Origin of the sequence: Halobellus sp. MBLA0158 (assembly GCF_041477585.1) — an archaeon.
Lineage (GTDB): Archaea > Halobacteriota > Halobacteria > Halobacteriales > Haloferacaceae > Haloquadratum > Haloquadratum rubicundus.
The window spans coordinates 437,722-454,230 of sequence record NZ_JBGNYA010000001.1 but is presented as its reverse complement, the minus strand read 5'-3'; the positions used below and the strand labels follow the sequence as shown (position 1 = coordinate 454,230).

16 protein-coding genes are annotated in these 16,509 nt (G+C 68.6%); 10 read left to right on the top strand and 6 right to left on the bottom strand.

What is annotated here, in order from left to right:
* Positions 1-15 precede the first annotated feature (15 nt).
* Positions 16-1,692 carry an aldehyde ferredoxin oxidoreductase C-terminal domain-containing protein gene (locus OS889_RS02280; protein ID WP_372386911.1) on the bottom strand — a complete coding sequence of 559 codons (1,677 nt, stop codon included), beginning with the start codon at positions 1,690-1,692 and terminating at the stop codon, positions 16-18.
* A gap of 176 nt (positions 1,693-1,868) precedes the next feature.
* Between OS889_RS02280 and OS889_RS02275 the strand changes: the two genes are divergently transcribed.
* From OS889_RS02275 to OS889_RS02235, 9 genes are all read left to right on the top strand, one after another.
* Complete coding sequence (locus OS889_RS02275; RefSeq protein WP_372386909.1) at positions 1,869-4,826, top strand: PAS domain S-box protein; 2,958 nt, start codon at positions 1,869-1,871, stop codon at positions 4,824-4,826.
* Positions 4,827-4,921: 95 nt separating this feature from the next.
* The gene (gene lipA, locus OS889_RS02270; RefSeq protein ID WP_372386907.1) at positions 4,922-5,860 is read left to right on the top strand and encodes a lipoyl synthase; all 939 of its coding nucleotides are present in this window, start codon (positions 4,922-4,924) and stop codon (positions 5,858-5,860) included.
* A 251-nt stretch (positions 5,861-6,111) separates the two neighbouring features.
* Complete coding sequence (locus OS889_RS02265; protein ID WP_372386906.1) at positions 6,112-7,002, top strand: mechanosensitive ion channel family protein; 891 nt, start codon at positions 6,112-6,114, stop codon at positions 7,000-7,002.
* Positions 6,999-7,412: an EamA family transporter gene (locus tag OS889_RS02260; protein WP_372386904.1), complete on the top strand. Its 414-nt coding sequence runs from the start codon at positions 6,999-7,001 to the stop codon at positions 7,410-7,412. Before OS889_RS02265 ends, OS889_RS02260 begins: the two co-directional genes overlap by 4 nt.
* A 54-nt stretch (positions 7,413-7,466) precedes the next feature.
* Positions 7,467-8,360, top strand: a complete 894-nt coding sequence (locus tag OS889_RS02255) for an NlaIII/IceA1 family type II restriction endonuclease (RefSeq protein ID WP_372386902.1) — start codon at positions 7,467-7,469, stop codon at positions 8,358-8,360.
* A gap of 170 nt (positions 8,361-8,530) precedes the next feature.
* The gene (locus OS889_RS02250) at positions 8,531-8,764 is read left to right on the top strand and encodes a hypothetical protein (RefSeq protein ID WP_372386900.1); all 234 of its coding nucleotides are present in this window, start codon (positions 8,531-8,533) and stop codon (positions 8,762-8,764) included.
* A gap of 91 nt (positions 8,765-8,855) precedes the next feature.
* Complete coding sequence (locus OS889_RS02245) at positions 8,856-9,896, top strand: DNA cytosine methyltransferase (protein ID WP_372386899.1); 1,041 nt, start codon at positions 8,856-8,858, stop codon at positions 9,894-9,896.
* Between the two features lie 63 nt (positions 9,897-9,959).
* Positions 9,960-10,190: a DUF433 domain-containing protein gene (locus tag OS889_RS02240; RefSeq protein ID WP_372386897.1), complete on the top strand. Its 231-nt coding sequence runs from the start codon at positions 9,960-9,962 to the stop codon at positions 10,188-10,190.
* Positions 10,190-10,513 carry a DUF5615 family PIN-like protein gene (locus OS889_RS02235; RefSeq protein WP_372386894.1) on the top strand — a complete coding sequence of 108 codons (324 nt, stop codon included), beginning with the start codon at positions 10,190-10,192 and terminating at the stop codon, positions 10,511-10,513. The genes OS889_RS02240 and OS889_RS02235 overlap by 1 nt, the downstream gene beginning before the upstream one ends.
* A gap of 26 nt (positions 10,514-10,539) precedes the next feature.
* On the opposite strand, the gene serB is transcribed toward OS889_RS02235, so the two are convergent.
* On the bottom strand, positions 10,540-11,184 hold the full coding sequence (gene serB, locus OS889_RS02230) for a phosphoserine phosphatase SerB (protein ID WP_372386892.1): 645 nt from the start codon (positions 11,182-11,184) through the stop codon (positions 10,540-10,542).
* A gap of 130 nt (positions 11,185-11,314) precedes the next feature.
* Between serB and serA the strand changes: the two genes are divergently transcribed.
* Positions 11,315-12,919, top strand: coding sequence for a phosphoglycerate dehydrogenase (gene serA, locus OS889_RS02225; RefSeq protein ID WP_372386891.1), 1,605 nt, complete (start codon positions 11,315-11,317; stop codon positions 12,917-12,919).
* A 46-nt stretch (positions 12,920-12,965) separates the two neighbouring features.
* On the opposite strand, the gene OS889_RS02220 is transcribed toward serA, so the two are convergent.
* The 4 genes from OS889_RS02220 to OS889_RS02205 all read right to left on the bottom strand — a co-directional run bounded on the left by OS889_RS02220 (position 12,966) and on the right by OS889_RS02205 (position 16,502).
* A complete protein-coding gene (locus OS889_RS02220; RefSeq protein WP_372386889.1) occupies positions 12,966-13,328 on the bottom strand; it encodes a hypothetical protein in 363 nt (120 codons plus the stop codon).
* Between the two features lie 152 nt (positions 13,329-13,480).
* Positions 13,481-14,560 (bottom strand): hypothetical protein, encoded by a 1,080-nt coding sequence (locus OS889_RS02215; protein ID WP_372386887.1) that lies wholly within the window; start codon positions 14,558-14,560, stop codon positions 13,481-13,483.
* A gap of 216 nt (positions 14,561-14,776) precedes the next feature.
* Entirely contained in the window at positions 14,777-16,042 is a 1,266-nt protein-coding gene (gene thrC / locus OS889_RS02210) for a threonine synthase (protein ID WP_372386885.1), read from the bottom strand.
* Positions 16,043-16,121: 79 nt separating this feature from the next.
* A complete protein-coding gene (locus OS889_RS02205; protein WP_372386883.1) occupies positions 16,122-16,502 on the bottom strand; it encodes a helix-turn-helix domain-containing protein in 381 nt (126 codons plus the stop codon).
* Positions 16,503-16,509: the final 7 nt, after the last annotated feature.

Sequence of the window (16,509 nt, the reverse complement as noted above, 5' to 3'; positions counted from 1 at the left end):
AGGAGACTGCGGCGCTCAGTCGTCGGCGGGCGCCTGAGCCCCGCCGGCCCCGAACCGGGCGTCCGGCACGACTCCCTCGTCGGTCCAGTCGCGCGCGTCGTAGTAGTCCCGAATGGCGGCGTCGACGTCGGGGAGGTCGTACGGGAGTTCGTCGTCGGCGCGGTCGTACCCGCGGCGGTTGTTGAAGTGGCGCTCGCGCTCGATCACGCCGGCGCCGACGTCGAGGAGGTCGTCGTAGTCGGCGTCGAACAGCGCCTCGAAGGTCTCCTCGTCGATGTACTGCCCCGAGAACGCACAGACGATCGCGGAGTCGCGGAACGCGCAGTAGTTCTCCTGTTCGACGAGCGTCCCCACTTTGTCTGTCGTCCCCTCGGCCTCGATGACGCCGCCGTAGGTGAGGCCCATCATCTCGCCGTAGAGGTGGTCGCCGCCGCGGTTCGCGACGGCGTACTGGAGGCCGAGCCCGTGGAGGACGCGCCCGTCGTGGGCGGCGAACTCCATCCCCTTCATCGTCATGTCCGCGACGCCGAGGTCGTCGTGGACGCGGTGGACGCCCTCCGCGAGCAGGTCGCCGACGCCCTCCCGGCGGGCGATCCGTTCGGTGACGTCTTGGGCGAGCTCGGCGTTCCCGAACTCGTCCTCACTGGCGAGGTAGGCCGCGACGGTGACGCCCGCGGAGATGGTGTCCATCCCGTACTGGTCGCAGAGCTCGTTCGCCTTCATCACCTCGACGAGGTCGCCGACGCCCTGGCTCGACCCGAAGGAGTAGATCGTCTCGAACTCGGGGCCCTCGGTCTCGACTCCGGCCTCCTCGTCGCGGGTCGGCAGCTTGCACGCGAAAGCGCACTGCGAGCAGGCCGCCTTCTCGTACTTCTTTGCCTCGACGGCGTTGCCGCCGATGGCGGCGGCGTGTTCGAACTCGTACTCATCGAAGTACCGGGTCGGCAGCGAGAAGTTGTCGTTGATGAACTCCGTGCCGCCCGCGGTCCCCTGGCGCTTCATCGAGTCGTCGGCGGTGGCGGCCGCGCGGTGGACGTCGGCGGCGACGCCCTCGGGCACCTCGACCGGCGGGCGGGCGTCGCCCTCGAAGGTGACCAGTTTCACGTTCTTCGAACCCAGGACCGCGCCGAAGCCGCCGCGGCCGAACGCCCGCGAGTCGAAGGTCATCACGCTGGCGAACCGCACGAGGTTCTCCCCCGCGGGACCGATCGCGACGCAGTGTTCCGGGCCGAGGTCGTAGTGTTCCTCGGCGTAATCGCTCACCTCGGGGACGAGCGCCCCTTCCAGTTCGGGCACTTCCTCGAAGGTCACGCCGTCGTCGCGGACGTGGACCGCCAGCAGGTCGTCGCTCTCGCCGACCAGTTCGAGCACGCTGATCCCCGTGTCGCCGAAGTTCCGCGAGAGGTAGCCCCCCGCGTTCGACGAGCAGAGGCCGTCGGTCAGCGGCGACAGCGCCGTCATATTCATCCGCCCGGTGAAGCTCATCCGCGAGTGCTGGAGCGGCCCCGTCGAGAGGTACGCGCGGTTCTCCGGGCCGAACGGGTCGGCGTCGAACGGGATCCGATCGTGAGCGAGGTGCGTCGCCGTCGCCCGGCCGCCGATCGTCTCGGCGAGGAGGTCGTCGATGTCGGTGCGGGTCGCTGTGCGGTCGGAGAGGTCGACCGTGCAGAGCGGTCCCTTCGCGTGGAGCATTTGCGGCGGCTACGGGAGCAAAACATAATCATTTTTGGGTAATGACAATCGGTCGCAATCACCGGCCGTCGGTCCGGAGAACGGGCCCCGCAGCGGCCGAAAACTCCCGAGAAGATCACATCTGATAAGCCGGCACCAACGTTGAAGTAACGGTCCCGAGATGGTCCCAAAACCGAATGTCTCCCGTCTCGGAAACGCACGCTCTGTCCGTCCGTCCGTACGTGGACGGCGAGTACACCGCCACACGAGACGAACTCGAATCCGTGCTGGAAACGCTCGCGGCCAGGACCGAACTCGCCATCGGCGAACTCGCCGACGCCGCGGCGTTCGGCGCCGACTCGCCCTCTCGGAAAGATGCCGGAGCCATCGTGTTCGCCGCCGACGCCGTCCCGGAGCGCATCGATCGCCCGACGGTCTGGGTGTCGGCCGACGCCGCGGCGGCCGCGCGGGCGCTCGACGCCGGCGCGGTCGACGCCCTGACCTGGACGCCGGGAGACGACCCCGCGCTCCTCGCGGCGAAGGCCGAACGCGCGTTCGGAAGCGTCGGTGGGAGCGGCGCGGGCACCGATCCGGACCGAGCCGTGGGCACCGACAGCGGCCCGGTCCGGGCGTTAGAGCGTATCGACGACGGGATCATCGAGGTGGACGGCGACGACGCCGTGACCTACCTCAACAGCGCGGCGGCGGGGTTCCTCGACGTCGACGGCGCCGACGCCGTCGGGGCGTCGCTGTGGGACGTCCTCACGCCCGCGTCGGCCGAACAGATCAGAGGCGAACTCCGAGAGGCCCGAGAGACGGGCGAGGTGACGCGAGTGGAGGTCACGACGCCCGACGACCGGTGGTTCGAGGTCACGATCTACCCGGACGACGACGGGGCGGCGGCCTACGTCCGCGAGATCACCGCAAAGCGGCGGGGCGCGACGGATCAGACGCTGTACGAGTACCTGGTGAAGACCGTCGGCGACGCCGTCTACATCCTCGACGAGGAGGGGCGGTTCATCTTCGTCAACGACGCGCTCTGCGAGATCACCGGCTACGACCGCGAGGAGCTCCTGGGCTCGTCGGTCCACCTGATCAAGGACGACCGGACCGTCGAGGAGGCCGAAGACGCCCTCAGGGAACTGCTGCGGGGGACCGACGATTCGGCGGAGCGGGAGATCTCGATCGCCAAGCTCGACGTCGAACTGATCACGAAAGACGGCGAGCGGATCCCGTGTACCGACCGGATGACGCTGCGGCCGCTGGAGGACGGCTCCTTCTCCGGGACCGTGGGCACCCTCCGGGACATCAGCCGCCAGCGTCGGCGCCAGCGGATCCTGAACAATCTGCTGGAGGCCACCCAGGACATGGTCGCCGCCGAGACGACCACGGCGGTCGCAGAGCGGGTCGTCGACGTCGCGGCCAACACCATCGAGACCGACGGCGCGGTCGTCCGCGAACACGACGCGGCGACCGACGAGCTCGTCCCGATCGCGGCGTCCGACGGCGTCGCCGGGACGCTGGGCGAGCGGCCGCGCTACGACGCCGACGAGGGCCACGTCGGGACGGCGTTCACGGAGGGGCGAACCGTCACCGCCGCCGACGAGGACCACCTCCCGGACACCCCGATCGACGCGAGCATGTACCTCCCGATCGGCGACTCGCGGGTACTCAGCGTCGGCCACCGGGACGAGGACGGATTCAGCGAGGACGAGCGGCGCTTCCTCGAACTGCTGACCGCGACCGCCGAATCGGTGTTCGAGCGCGTCGAGCGCGACCAGGAGCGGCGGCGGTACGAGGCGCTCGTCGAGACGGTCGACGATATGCTGTTCACCATCGACGACGAGGGCGCGTTCACGCTGGTGACTGAGTCGCTGGCGGAGACGCTCGGGACGACGCGCTCGCGGCTCGTCGGAACGAACATCGCGGACGTCCTCGACGACGACGCGGTCGCCGAGCGGCTGGTCTCGCTTTCGGGTGACTCCGACGCCGTCGAGACGGGCCTGGAGACCCGCGACGGCGGCGTGGTCCCCGCCCGGATCTCGGCGACGCCGATCGCCCAACCCAGCGGGGACGGCGTGGTCGGGACCGTCCAGAACATCCGCGAACTCCGCCTGGCACAGGAGGAGGCGTCCCGTCAGCACACGCGGTTTTCCGAACTGTTCGGCTCGCTGACCGACCCGCTCGTCGATCTGTCGTTCGGGGGCGAGGAGGCGGAGATCCACGCCGCCAACGAGCCGTTCGTCGACCTGACCGACGGGACCGACGACGACCTGGAGGGCGTCCCGCTCGCCGACGCCGGCGAGGTCCTCCCGGCCGAGATCCGGGACGCGCTCGAAGACGTCAGCGAGCGCGAGACCGGGATCGAACGCGAGGTCCGCGCCCGGACCGACGGCGGGGTGAACGCCTACCTGCTCCGGAGCGTCCCCTACAGGAGCGGCGACGTCGAACGGGCGTTCGTCGTGCTGACCGACGTGACGGAGGTCAAGCGGCAGGGCACGCACCTCCAGGTGCTGCATCGGCTCCTCCGGCACAATCTCCGGAACCGGACCAACGTCATCCAGGGCCGGGCGGACCTCATCAAGTCCGAGGCCGACGACGACCGGCTCGTCGATCACGCGACCGAGATCGCAAGCGCCTGCCGGTCGCTCGTCGACACGAGCGAGACGGCCCAGGCCATACAGCGCGTGCTCCGGAACAGCGACGCCGAGAGCGACCGGCTCTCGCCCGAGGAGACCGAATCGCGGCTCCGACGGCTCGTCGCCACGACGGTCGGATCCGACGCGGTCGACGTTCGGGTCGCCGTCGACGTGGCGGCGCGCGTCCGGTACGACGAACTGGTCGAGAGCGCGCTGCGGGAACTGGTCGAAAACGCGATCGAGTACGGGACCCCCGAGCCGGACTCGGTCGTCGAGGTCGCGGTCACCGACACCGACGAGGGAACGATCCGGTTCGCGGTCACCGACGACGGGCCGGGCATCCCCGAGACGGAGTGGTCCGTCGTCGCCGAGAACCGGGAGATCACACAGCTCCAGCACGCCTCGGGGCTGGGGCTGTGGCTCGTCAAGTGGGTCGCGGACGCGCGCGGCGGGGACCTGCGACTGATCGCGGCGGACGGCTCCGGAACGACGGTGGCGATGGACCTGCCGGCCTGACCGGGCGGTCGCAGACTCGACGGCGGACCCGACCCCCGCGGCGAGGCGAGGCCCGTCACCCGCAGGCTTTTGCTCGGGCGCACAAAGGTGGGCGTATGAGCGGCACGGGCAGGCGGAAGCCGGACTGGCTGAAGATGCGACCGCCGTCGGGGCGTCGGTTCACCGACATCAAGGAGACGCTCCGGGACCGGGACCTCCACACGGTCTGCGAGGAGGCGAACTGCCCGAATATGGGCGAGTGCTGGAGCGGCCGCAACGGCCCCGGCACGGCGACGTTCATGCTGATGGGCGACCGCTGCTCGCGCGGCTGTAACTTCTGCGACGTCGAAACGGGAGGGATGGAGGCGCTCGACCCCGACGAGCCCGCGAACGTCGCCGACGCCGTCGCCGAGATCGGTCTGGACTACGTCGTGCTCACCTCCGTCGACCGCGACGACCTGCCCGACCAGGGCGCGGGGCACTTCGCCGAGACCATCCGCGAGATCAAGGACCGGGATCCCGGCATCCTCGTCGAGGTGCTCATCCCCGACTTCCAGGGCGAGCCCCGATTGGTACGGAAGATCGTCGACGCCGGCCCCGACGTGATCGCGCACAACGTCGAGACCGTAGAGCGCCTCCAGTGGCCCGTCCGGGACCGCCGCGCGGGCTACGAGCAGTCGCTGTCGGTGCTCGAACAGGTGTCCGAGGAATCGGACGTCTACACCAAGACGAGCCTGATGCTCGGCCTCGGCGAGTACGACCACGAGATCTACCAGACGCTCTCGGACCTCCGAGAGGCGGACGTCGACATCGTGACCCTCGGCCAGTACCTCCAGCCCTCGCGGTCGCACCTGGACGTCTTCGAGTACGTCCACCCCGACGCCTTCGAGACGTGGCGGCGGGTCGCCGAGGAGGAACTCGGCTTCCTCTACTGCGCGTCGGGCCCGATGGTGCGCTCGTCGTACAAGGCGGGCGAGCTGTTCGTCGACGCCGTCCTGCGCGACGGCGAGAGCGTCGAGGCCGCGCGCCAGCGGGCGCGGACGGCGGGCGACTGATAGTGATTACTCTCACTGTTTACCGCCGAACGCCGTTACCGGGGGTGGCGTTCGGCGGTAAGAGACGAGAGTAATCACTATGAGTCCCTGGGGACTCAGGGGAAACGGAGGCCCGAACCGCGCCGCCGCTCGCGAGGGCGAGCCGTCCGCCGGCCGACGAAATAAACGTCTCCCGGCCGAAGTCCGGGTGAGATGTTCGGGACACGAGACGTCACGACCGCGGCAGCGACACGCCCGGCGCGGGGGACAGAATGACGCCGACCGCGCTCCAGACGGCGGCGAGGCCCGATAGCTTTCTCAGCCAACTGCTCGCGGAGCTGGGGCTCCCGACGCAGCTCGCGAACGCAGCCGCCTCGGCGGTCGTCTTCGTCGTGGTGTTCCTGGGGGTCTACGCCGTCAGCAAGCTCGCCGTCGTCCCGCTTGTCGCCAAACTCCTCGACAGGCGAGGGATCGAGCCGCACGTCCGAAAGCCCCTCACGCTCGTGGTCTACGGCCTCCTGGTGTTCGTCGCCGTCGGGCTCGCCTTCTCCTTCGCCGGCTTCGGGAACATCCTGGTGGCGCTCTCGACGGTGACGGCCGCCGCGACGCTGGCGATCGGGTTCGCGATGCAGGACGTGCTGAAGAACTTCGTCGCGGGCGTGTTCATCTACACGGACGAGCCGTTCCGGACGGGCGACTGGATCGAGTGGGAGGGCAACTCCGGCTACGTCGAGGACATCAGCCTGCGGGTGAGCCGGGTCCGGACCTTCGACAACGAGCACCTCACCGTCCCGAACTCACAGCTCACAGACGGCGTGATCAAGAACTACGACAAGAACGGGACGCTCCGCCTGAAGTTCACGTTCCGGATCGGCCTCGGCGACGACATCGACGAGGCGATGGACATCATCGTCGAGGAGGCCGAAGCCCGGGATGGGATCCTCGACGACCCGGCGCCGTCGGTGCGCCTCGTCGAGATCAACGAGGCCTCCTTCGGCCTGCAGAGCCGGATCTGGATCGAAGATCCCGGCGGCTCGGACTTCCTGGGGATCCGCGGGCGGTTCGTCCAGTCGGTCACCGAGCGCTTCGAGGAGGCGGGCATCACGATCCCGTACCCCCACCGGACCATCGACGGGTCGCTGGACACGGGAAGCGACGTATGATCTCGACCGGCATCGCGCTGGCGCTGGGGGCGCTGCTCCTTTTCGGCGGGTGGGCGGTGACCGCCGGCTTCGCGACGCGGTCGGTGTCGGCGGTCAACGCCGTCTTCCTGTCGTACGTGGCGAGCATCGCCATCGCCGGGGTCTACGTGCTCTGGGCCAAGCGGCCGATCACCGGCACGCGCACGGACGTCGCGTTCGCGCTGGCGTCGGGCGCGTTTCTCGCCGCGGGCAGCATCAGTTTCTACGCCGCGCTCACGCGAGGAAATATGGCGATCATCTCGGCGATTGCCGCGCTGTACTTCGTCGTCCCCGTGGTCGTCGGCGTCCTGTATCTGGACGTCGCGCTCAGCGCCGCGAACCTGGCCGGCCTGGCGCTCGCCGTCGTCGCGGTCGTGTTGATCGCGCTGTGAGACGGGCGACCGCCGTCCCGTAGTCCTTTGACTCCCCGGAGCATCGGTAGGCGTATGCCCGGGATGGACGAGGCGACGGCGGACCTGATCCTGTCGATCAGGGAAGACCGGAAGCGACGCGCGGTGCTCGACTCCCTCGCCGACGGCACCAAGACGGTGACGGGCGGCGGCGACGCGGGCGCGAAGGCCGACCTCGAAGCGATCCTCAACGAGTTCGCGTCCGAGGGGATCGTCGAGCGCGACGGCGACACCTACGCGCTCACGGAGTTCGGCGAGCGCGTCCACGAGTACGCCACGCGCGACTGGAACCCCTCGAACGAGGGCACCAAACGCGCCGCGACCTTCGAGACGCTCGCGGACTGCGAGTGGCACTGCTCGGCCTGCGAACTCCCGAGTTCCCAGCCCGCGAAGGACATCCAGATGCTCCGCAAGGAGGGATTCGAGTTCGTCCAGAACACGGGGCAGGGCCAGGGCGACTACCGCCACTGCGAGACCTGCGAGGCGACGACGTTCCACCGGAAGCTCAAGTACCCCTTCCCGACCCAGCAGTCGATCACCCGCCAGGAGATGCCGGACTCGTTCAAGCGGCGCGTCCGCGACCTCTACGACCACCGCGACGCCTTCGACGGCTCCTCGCCGAGCACGACCCTGGAGGTCGACCACCGGGTTCCGGAGGTCCGCTGGGAGGAGTCCGAGAGCTTCGACTACGAGTCGATGAGCGACGCGGAGGTGAAAGCGCACTTCCAGCTCCTCTCGCGGAAGCACAATCTCCTGAAGAGCCGCAAGTGCGAGTCCTGCGTCGAGACCGGCACGCGCCCGCCGTTCCTGGAGATCGAGTACTACTACGAGGGCGACGAGGAGTACGACGACGAGATCGGCTGTGTCGGCTGCGGGTGGTACAATCCGCAGGCGTGGCGGGCGGCGCTCCACGAGGAACTGGAGGGCTGACAGTGATTACCCTCGTCTCTCGCCGCTGAACGCCGTCACCGGGGATGGCGTTCGGCGGTAAACGGCGAGAGTGACCACTGTGCGGGAACACCGACAAACGGAACCCGAGTTCATAATTGTACGATCATTTATATCCTCTGCCCCCGATGGTTCGGTAGCGAGAACGCACCGTGTCCACGCACCTATCCGAAAACACCCTGGAGTTGGTCCAACAGATCGTCGATCTGAACTGCGACGGCGAGCGCCTCGTGGCCCTCTCGAAGGACCAGGTCCTCCAGACCCTCGAAGGGAGCGGCCTGAGCGAGGCCGAGGTCGAGCGCGCGCTGGCGGAGTTGGTCGAGCGAGGCGAACTCGCAGAGACCGACGAGGGGTACCGGTGCGCGGCACAGCGCGCCGAACAGTAATCGGAGGCGCGATCGGTCGAGCGTTCCGGGCCGGACTCCCGGCCCGCGATTTTTAAATACGGTCGGCGACGAGACTCGGAGAGACCCGCGAATGCCGGACACAGACCTCGATCGATCGTCGATCCGCGTGCTCGATCTCTTCTGCGGCGGCGGGGGCCTCTCGGAGGGGTTCCTGCAGGCCGGCTACGACGTCGTCGCCGGCGTCGACGTCGAGGCCGACTTCCTCGCGACGTTCGAGCACAACCACGAGGACGCGCTGGCGATCCAGGCGGACCTCTCGGCGGTCGAGCCCGCAGAGTTCTTCGAGTCGCATCCGATCGACGCGGACGAGATCGACGTCGTGATCGGCGGCCCGCCGTGCAAGGGGTTCAGCATCGCCGGCCACCGCGACCCCGACGACGAGCGGAACTACCTGGTGGGTACGTTCATCGACTTCGTCGAGTTCGTCGAGCCTGACGCATTCGTGATGGAGAACGTCCCCGGGATCAAGTCGATGGAGGGCGGGGACACCCTCCGGGCGATCCTGGAGGGCTTCGAGCGCGCGGGCTACGAGAAGCCCGCCTACGAGACGCTCAACGCCGCCGACTACGGCGTCCCGCAGAACCGCCGCCGGGTGATCTTCCAGGGGCGTCGCGACGGCTCCCTTCCCACTTACCCCGAGCGCACCCACGGCCCCTCGAAGCAGGCGACGCTGACCGGGCGACAACTGAAGCCGTACGTGACCGTTGAGGAGGCTCTCCTAGAGAAAGAAATCGAGGGCCTGCCGAACCACGACAAGACCGACCACTCCGCGGAGATGCGGGAGCGGATCGCCGAGGTCGAACCCGGCGAGAGCCTCTACGAGAGCTACGGCGACAGCTGGCGGCGGCTCCCCCGCGACGAGCCCTCGATCACGGTCAAGGAGAACCACAACGCGCCGTTCATCCACCCCGTCGAGAACCGCGTGGGGACCGTCCGCGAGTGCGCGATCCTCCAGTCGTTCCCCGACGACTACGTGTTCCAGGGCCCCAAGAGCACGCAGTTGAAGGTCGTCGGCAACGCCGTCCCGCCGGGGCTCTCGAAGGCCATCGCGGAGGCGCTGGCGGCCGATCTCGCGGCGATGCGGAACGCGAACGTCGCGGACGCGGAGTGAGTGCGTCGAAGGGCGCGTCACCCTGACCCGTTATTTCAAGTCGGAGAACGGTCTAGTACGCGTATGAGCATCGTACGAGATCCGGATCACAGCGACGGTGAGCCGACGATTGAAGGCACGGGGATTCGCGTGAAAGACATCGCCGTCGCGTACGAACACAGCGGATACGAGCCAGACGAGATCGTCCAATTGTACCCGGATCTCGACTTGGCTGACGTACACCGAGCACTGGCGTACTACTACGACCACATCGACGAGCTCCGACCGACGACGTCCGAGACAGCATCCGCCTGATGCGTCCGATCTACTGCGACGAGAGTATCTGGATCCCGGTTGCCGACGGTCTCCGAAACCGAGGGTGGGTGGTACATACCGCTCGTGACGAGGATACGCTCGGAGAACCGGACCGCGAACAGTTGCGGTACGCCACTGACCGAGACTGGATTCTTCTGACCTTCGATGACGACTTTCTCTCGCTCGTCGAGGGAGAGGGACTCGAACACGCCGGGGTGATCTACGTCCGACAGGCCGGCCGACGAATCGGCGAGGTAGTAAAGCAGGTCGACAGTCACCTGGAGAGCCGCAGGGAATCAGACCGCGGTGTTCAGTACCTGTAGGGCCGGTCGAGGCGTCGTCTCGACCGCTATTCTCGCTTGACGACGTTGTACCCCTCCAGCACCTTCCCGAGCCGGTACATCGAGGCGACGACGACGTCGCAGGCGGGGCGGACGGCGTCCTTCGGGAGGTAGCCGACAGAGAGCCCCGCGACCTCCAGCATCGGGAGGTCGTTGGCGCCGTCGCCGACCGCGATCGTCCGCGAGAGGGGAACGTCGAGATCGTCCGCGAGCGACTCCAGGGCGTCGTCCTTCGTGCCCGTGATGAGCGGCCCCTCGACGTCGCCGGTGAGGCGTCCGCCCTCGATCGGGAGCCTGTTGGCGACGATGGTGTCGACCGCGACGCCCTCGCGCTCCAGTGCGCGCTCGACGCCGCGCTCGAAGCCGCCGGTGAGGATCGCGACGTGGTGGCCGGCGTCGCGCAGGCGCTCGATGAGGTCGGCCGCGCCGGGGCGGAGCCGCACCTGGCCGAAGGCCTCCTCGGCGCCCTCCGCTTCGAGGCCGTCGAGGAGCGACGCGCGCTCGCGGAGGCTCTCGGCGTAGGAGAGCTCGTCGTTCATCGCGCGTTCCGTGATGTCCGCCATCCGGTCGGCGACGTCCATCCGCTCGCCGAGGAGGACCGTCATCTCCGAGTCCGAAAGCGTTCCGTCGAAGTCGAAGGCCACGAGTCGCATACTCGGAGGTCGCAAGCGGAGGCTTTCAAATCTCCTATCCGCGACGCCACGGTAGTCGATAACAGGGCTCAAACCCTCGTCAGCGGCGAGAAGAAACGTTTAACCCCGGAAGCGAGATAGGGGTGAGCATATGAAGGTGCTTATTACGGACCCGATCGACGACGCGGGGTTGGAACGCCTCCGCTCGTCGGGCCACGACGTAGAGACAGCCTACGACGTGGAGGGCGAAGCGCTACTGGAGGCCGTCTCGGACGCCAACGCGCTCGTCGTTCGGTCCGGAACCGAGGTCACCGAGGCGGTCTTCGAGGCCGCACCCGACCTCGTCATCGTCGGTCGCGCCGGGATCGGCGTCGACAACATCGACATCGACGCCGCCACCGAACACGGCGTGATCGTCGCCAACGCGCCGGAGGGGAACGTCCGCGCGGCCGCCGAGCACACGGTCGCGATGTCGTTCGCCGCGGCGCGCTCGATCCCGCAGGCCCACGCCCGCCTGAAGGACGGCGAGTGGGCGAAAAGCGACTACCTCGGCACCGAACTCAACGGCAAGACCCTGGGCATCGTCGGCCTCGGCCGCGTCGGCCAGGAGGTCGCAAAGCGGCTCGACGGCCTCGGGATGGATCTGGTCGCCTTCGACCCCTACATCAGCGAGGAGCGCGCCGAGCGCCTCGGCGCGGAGCTGGTCGAGTTCGAGGAGTGCCTCGAAGCGGCGGACTTCCTGACGGTCCACACGCCGCTGACCCCCGAGACCGAGGGGATGATCTCGACCGAGGAGCTCGAACTGATGGGCGGCGGCTTCCTCGTCAACTGCGCCCGCGGCGGCGTCGTCGACGAGGACGCGCTCGCGGCGGCGGTCGACGACGGCGTCCTCGACGGCGCGGCGGTCGACGTCTTCGCCGACGAGCCCGTCTCGCCGGACAGTCCCCTCCTGGACGTCGACGAGATCGTCGTGACGCCGCACCTGGGCGCCTCCACCGAGGCCGCCCAGGAGAACGTCGCCACCTCGATCGCCGATCAGATCGACGCCGCGTTCGCGGGCGAGCCCGTGATGAACGCGCTGAACGCGCCCTCGGTCGACGAGAGCGTGTTCCCGCGCATTCGACCGTACATCGGCCTCGCCGAGACGGCCGGGAAGATCGCCGCCCAGCTGCTCGACGGCCGGATCTCCTCGGTCGAGGTCGAGTACGAGGGCGACATCGCCGAGGAGGACGTCGAGCTCGTCACCGCCTCCGCGCTGAAGGGCGTCTTCGAGCCGCTGGAGTGGCAGGTCAACTCCGTGAACGCGCCGCAGATCGCCGAGGAGCGCGGCATCGACGTCACCGAGTCCAAGCGCCTCCAGTCGGAGGACTTCCAGAGCCTCGTGACGGTCCGCGTCGGCAACGACGAGGACTCCCTGAGCGTCTGCGGGACGCTCTTCGCCGGCGACGACCCGCGGATCGTCAAGATCGACGGGTACCGGGTCGACGCGATCCCCCACGGAAAGATGCTCGTCGCCCGCAACGCCGACCGGCCGGGCGTCATCGGCTTCATCGGCTCGGTGCTCGGCGACTACGACATCAACATCGCGGGGATGTTCAACGCCCGCCGCGACGAGGAGGGTGGCGAGGCGCTCACCGTCTACAACCTCGACGATCCCGTTCCCCAAGAGGTGGTCGAGACGATCCTCGCCGACGAGCGGATGATCGACGTCACCTACCTCACGCTCAACGGCCAGGACGACCGCGACGAGGAGTAGCCTCCGAAGAGGCCGTCCGATTCCTTCGACGCGGCGCTACCGACCGTCACAGCCCGGGACAGCGTTCGGCGAACCGTCGCCCGATCGCGAGCACGGCGGCGGCGATCCGCCCACGAGCCCCGGTCCGCCGCTCGTCGCTCCGGTCGCGCTCGCGTTGCAGTTCGGCCGTCCGCCGGCGGAGCTGTCGCTCGTAGCGATCGATCACGTCCTGACGCTCGCGGCGGCGACGGCGGAGACGCCGCTTCAGGCGTTCGTTCTCCCGCTCCAGTTCGGCGTTCGCCGCTGCGAGCCGTTCGTGTTCCTCCTCCAGTTCGGCGATCCGATCGACGAGGAGCGGGCGCGCCGCGCGCTCGGGATCCGGGCCGGGCGCGTCGCCGCCCGAGGAGGTCAGTGATGACGACGAGGCCATATGTGGTACGTGGTACGTAGTACTACATATTCAAGAATTCCCGTCAGACGGGCGACGAACGGACGTCTGCGGGCCGATGAAACGATATCTGAGACGGAAAATACGTTCAGCCGAAGACGAACTCGGTCCCGAAAGGGATCCGACCCGCTCGGTCAGCGACCGCGGCCCCGCCCCTTGCCGCCGACGGTTCTGACGACATCGGAGCCGACCGCGTCGGTGCCGTCGGCCGTCTGCCCGACGAGCTTGGCCTCGGTGTCGCCCGCAGCGAAGCCGGCGTCCGACGACGGGAAGTGGAGCACGAGGTCCACCAGGCCGTCGCCGTCGACGTCCTCGGCGTGCCCGCCGTGCGCCGCGCTCGCACCGGCACCGGCGTCCACCGCGGCGGCGGAACCGAACCGGAGCGTCGAGACGTCCAGGGAGGCCGCATCGAAGTCGGGGATCGAGTAGACGACGACCGGGATCACGCCCCTCGCGTCGGGGTTGATCGGGTCGGTCTCGTCGCCGTTGCCGGGCTTGACGTCGATGTCGAGGGCGATCGCGGCGGGCTGTTCGGGTCCCACGAGCTCGAACCTGACAGCCGCCGGATTCGGGTCGTTCGCCACCCCGTCGCCGTCGGCGTCGGAGCCGGCGTTCATCCCGCGGATCTCGATGGTGTTCGGGCCGACCACGAGGTTGGTCAGCGTCACCTTCTTCGGGACCATCCAATCGACGCTCGTGCCGACGAGCGAACCGTTCACGTACGCGGCGACGAGGTTGTCCGCGGCGAATTCGAGCGTGAAGGGGCCGTTCAAATCTGTGAGAACGACCGTCTCCTCGATGCGGATCAGTTCGCCCGCGGGTTCGTCGTGTGCGGCCGTGCCGTCCGGCGAGCCCCAGATCCACGCGGATCCGCTGGAGAACGTCCCCCCGCTGCCGTAGAAGCTCGCGAGTCCGGACACGTACGCGTCGTAGTCACCGCCGACGAACGACGGGCTCCCGGTGAGGTAGGCGGTCGAGCCCGGTAGCGGTCCCGTGCCCATCCCCGTGATGTTGCTGCTAAGGTCGGACTGCACGAGCGAGACGTTCGCGGAGGTCGCGGCCGCCGAGCCGGCGAAGGCCGGAACCCCGACGAGACTGACCAGTCCCGCACCCGCGAGCCCCCTGAGCGCGGAGCGCCGGGAGAGTCGGAATCCGTTCTGCTCGGTATCCGCACTATCGGCACCGCTGACCGGTAATTGGCTGTTGACAGACATAGGTAGTCTCGGTAAGCATGCCTGTTCCACTTCGGATCTCCCGGAACCGCTGTGGGATGGTCCGTCCGCAGAGGAGCGGGTACTGATTACCACCCGATAGACGCGCTGCACGTATTTATACACATACTATAATGATGAATAATGTTCCGAGACTGATAGGAGAATCTTACCGGGCTGCCCGGCGAGTGATCGACCCGAAAGGGTCGGCGTTCGACCTCAGTTCGCCCCGATGAGATCGAGCACGGCCTGGGTGTCGTTGGCGACGGGCTCGGGGTCGCCGCCGGCCTCGAAGGCCGCGTCGGGGTCCTTCAGCAGGTGGCCGGTGGTGAGGCAGACGACGTCCTCGTCGGCGTCGACGACGCCCCTGTCGCGGAGTTTCTTCAGCCCGGCGACCGAGGCCGCCGAGGCGGGCTCGACGCCGATGCCCTCCTTCGCGAGGTCGCGCTGGGCCTCGGTGATGGCGTCGTCCGAGACGGAGACGGCGGTCCCGCCGGTCTCGCGGATGCCGGGCAGCGCCTTCGGCGCGTTCACGGGGTTGCCGATCCGGATCGCGGTCGCGCGGGTCTCGACTTCCTCCCAGCGCTCTGTGTCCGCCCAGCCGTGCTCGACGGCCTCGACCATCGGCGCGGCGCCCTCGGCCTGGACGCCGGTGAGCTTCGGGACCTCGGTGGGGTCGAGCGCGCCGGACTGGACGAGCTCGCGGAACGCCTTGTAGAGCGCGGAGGTGTTGCCCGCGTTGCCGACGGGCAGGACGATCCGGTCGGGGAAGCGGCCGTAGTCGTCGCGGAACTCCTCTAGGATTTCGAGGCCGATCGTCTTCTGGCCCTCGAGGCGGAAGGGATTGAGCGAATTGAGGAGGTACACCTCGCCGCGCTGAGCGAGGTCCTGGACGATGTCGAGACAGGCGTCGAAGTTGCCGTCGACCTCCAGGATCCGGGCGTCGTGGAGCGCCGCCTGGGCGATCTTGCCGGCGGCGACCTTCCCCGAGGGGAGGAGGACGAGCGTCTCCATCCCGCCGCGGGCGCCGTAGGCCGCCAGTGCCGCGGAGGTGTTCCCCGTCGAGGCGCACGCGAGGCGGTCGACGCCGAGTTCCCGCGCGACGCGGACGCCGACGGTCATTCCCCTATCTTTGAACGACCCGGTGGGGTTCATGCCCTCGTGTTTGACGCGGAGGGTCTCGACGCCGATCGACTCGCGCAGGCGCGGCGCCTCGTGGAGCGGCGTGTCGCCCTCGGGGAGGCTCACGCCCTCGTCGAAGGGGAGGGCGGCGCGGTAGCGCCAGACGCCGCGGCCCTGGCCTCGGAAGTCCTCGAACGTCGGCGGGTCGGCGTAGCGGACTTCGAGAAGGTTGCCGTCCTCGCCGGTGTACCTGATCTCGTCGAACGGCGCGTACGTCTCGCCGGTCTCGATGTCCGCGAGCCAGACGCCGTCGTCGGCGACGTCCGGGGCGTCGGGCGCGGGCGCGGTGAGTTCGAGGCTCATTGTGGGACTCCTCGCGTTCGCCGGTGAAAAGGGGGGCGGTTCGCGCGTCCGACGGGGCCGGCGACCGGCGGCCGACGCGCTAGGCCACCTCTTCGGCGCCGTACTCGTCGATGCTCCGGTGGACGCGCTCGACCCACTCGTCGAGGGCGCCGTGGAGCATCTCCTTGGCCTCGGGGAGGTCGGTCGCGGTGTACTGGTAGATGTACCCGCCCGAATCGAGGAGGCGGCGCTCCCGCGCGGCGAGGCCCTTCTCCATCAGCGTCGTCAGCGAGCGGTTGACGTTGCTCCGGTCGCGGTCGAGGATGTCCGCGAGCTCCGCGACCGTGCTCCCCGGATTGTCGAGCAGCGTGAGATAGGTCCGGCTCTCGTGGCGCTGGATCCCGAAGACGCAGGCCAGCACCTGCTGGAACCCCGGATCCTCGGTCTCCAGGAGGTCGCTCATCTCTGGTACGTCGGCCATACACGCC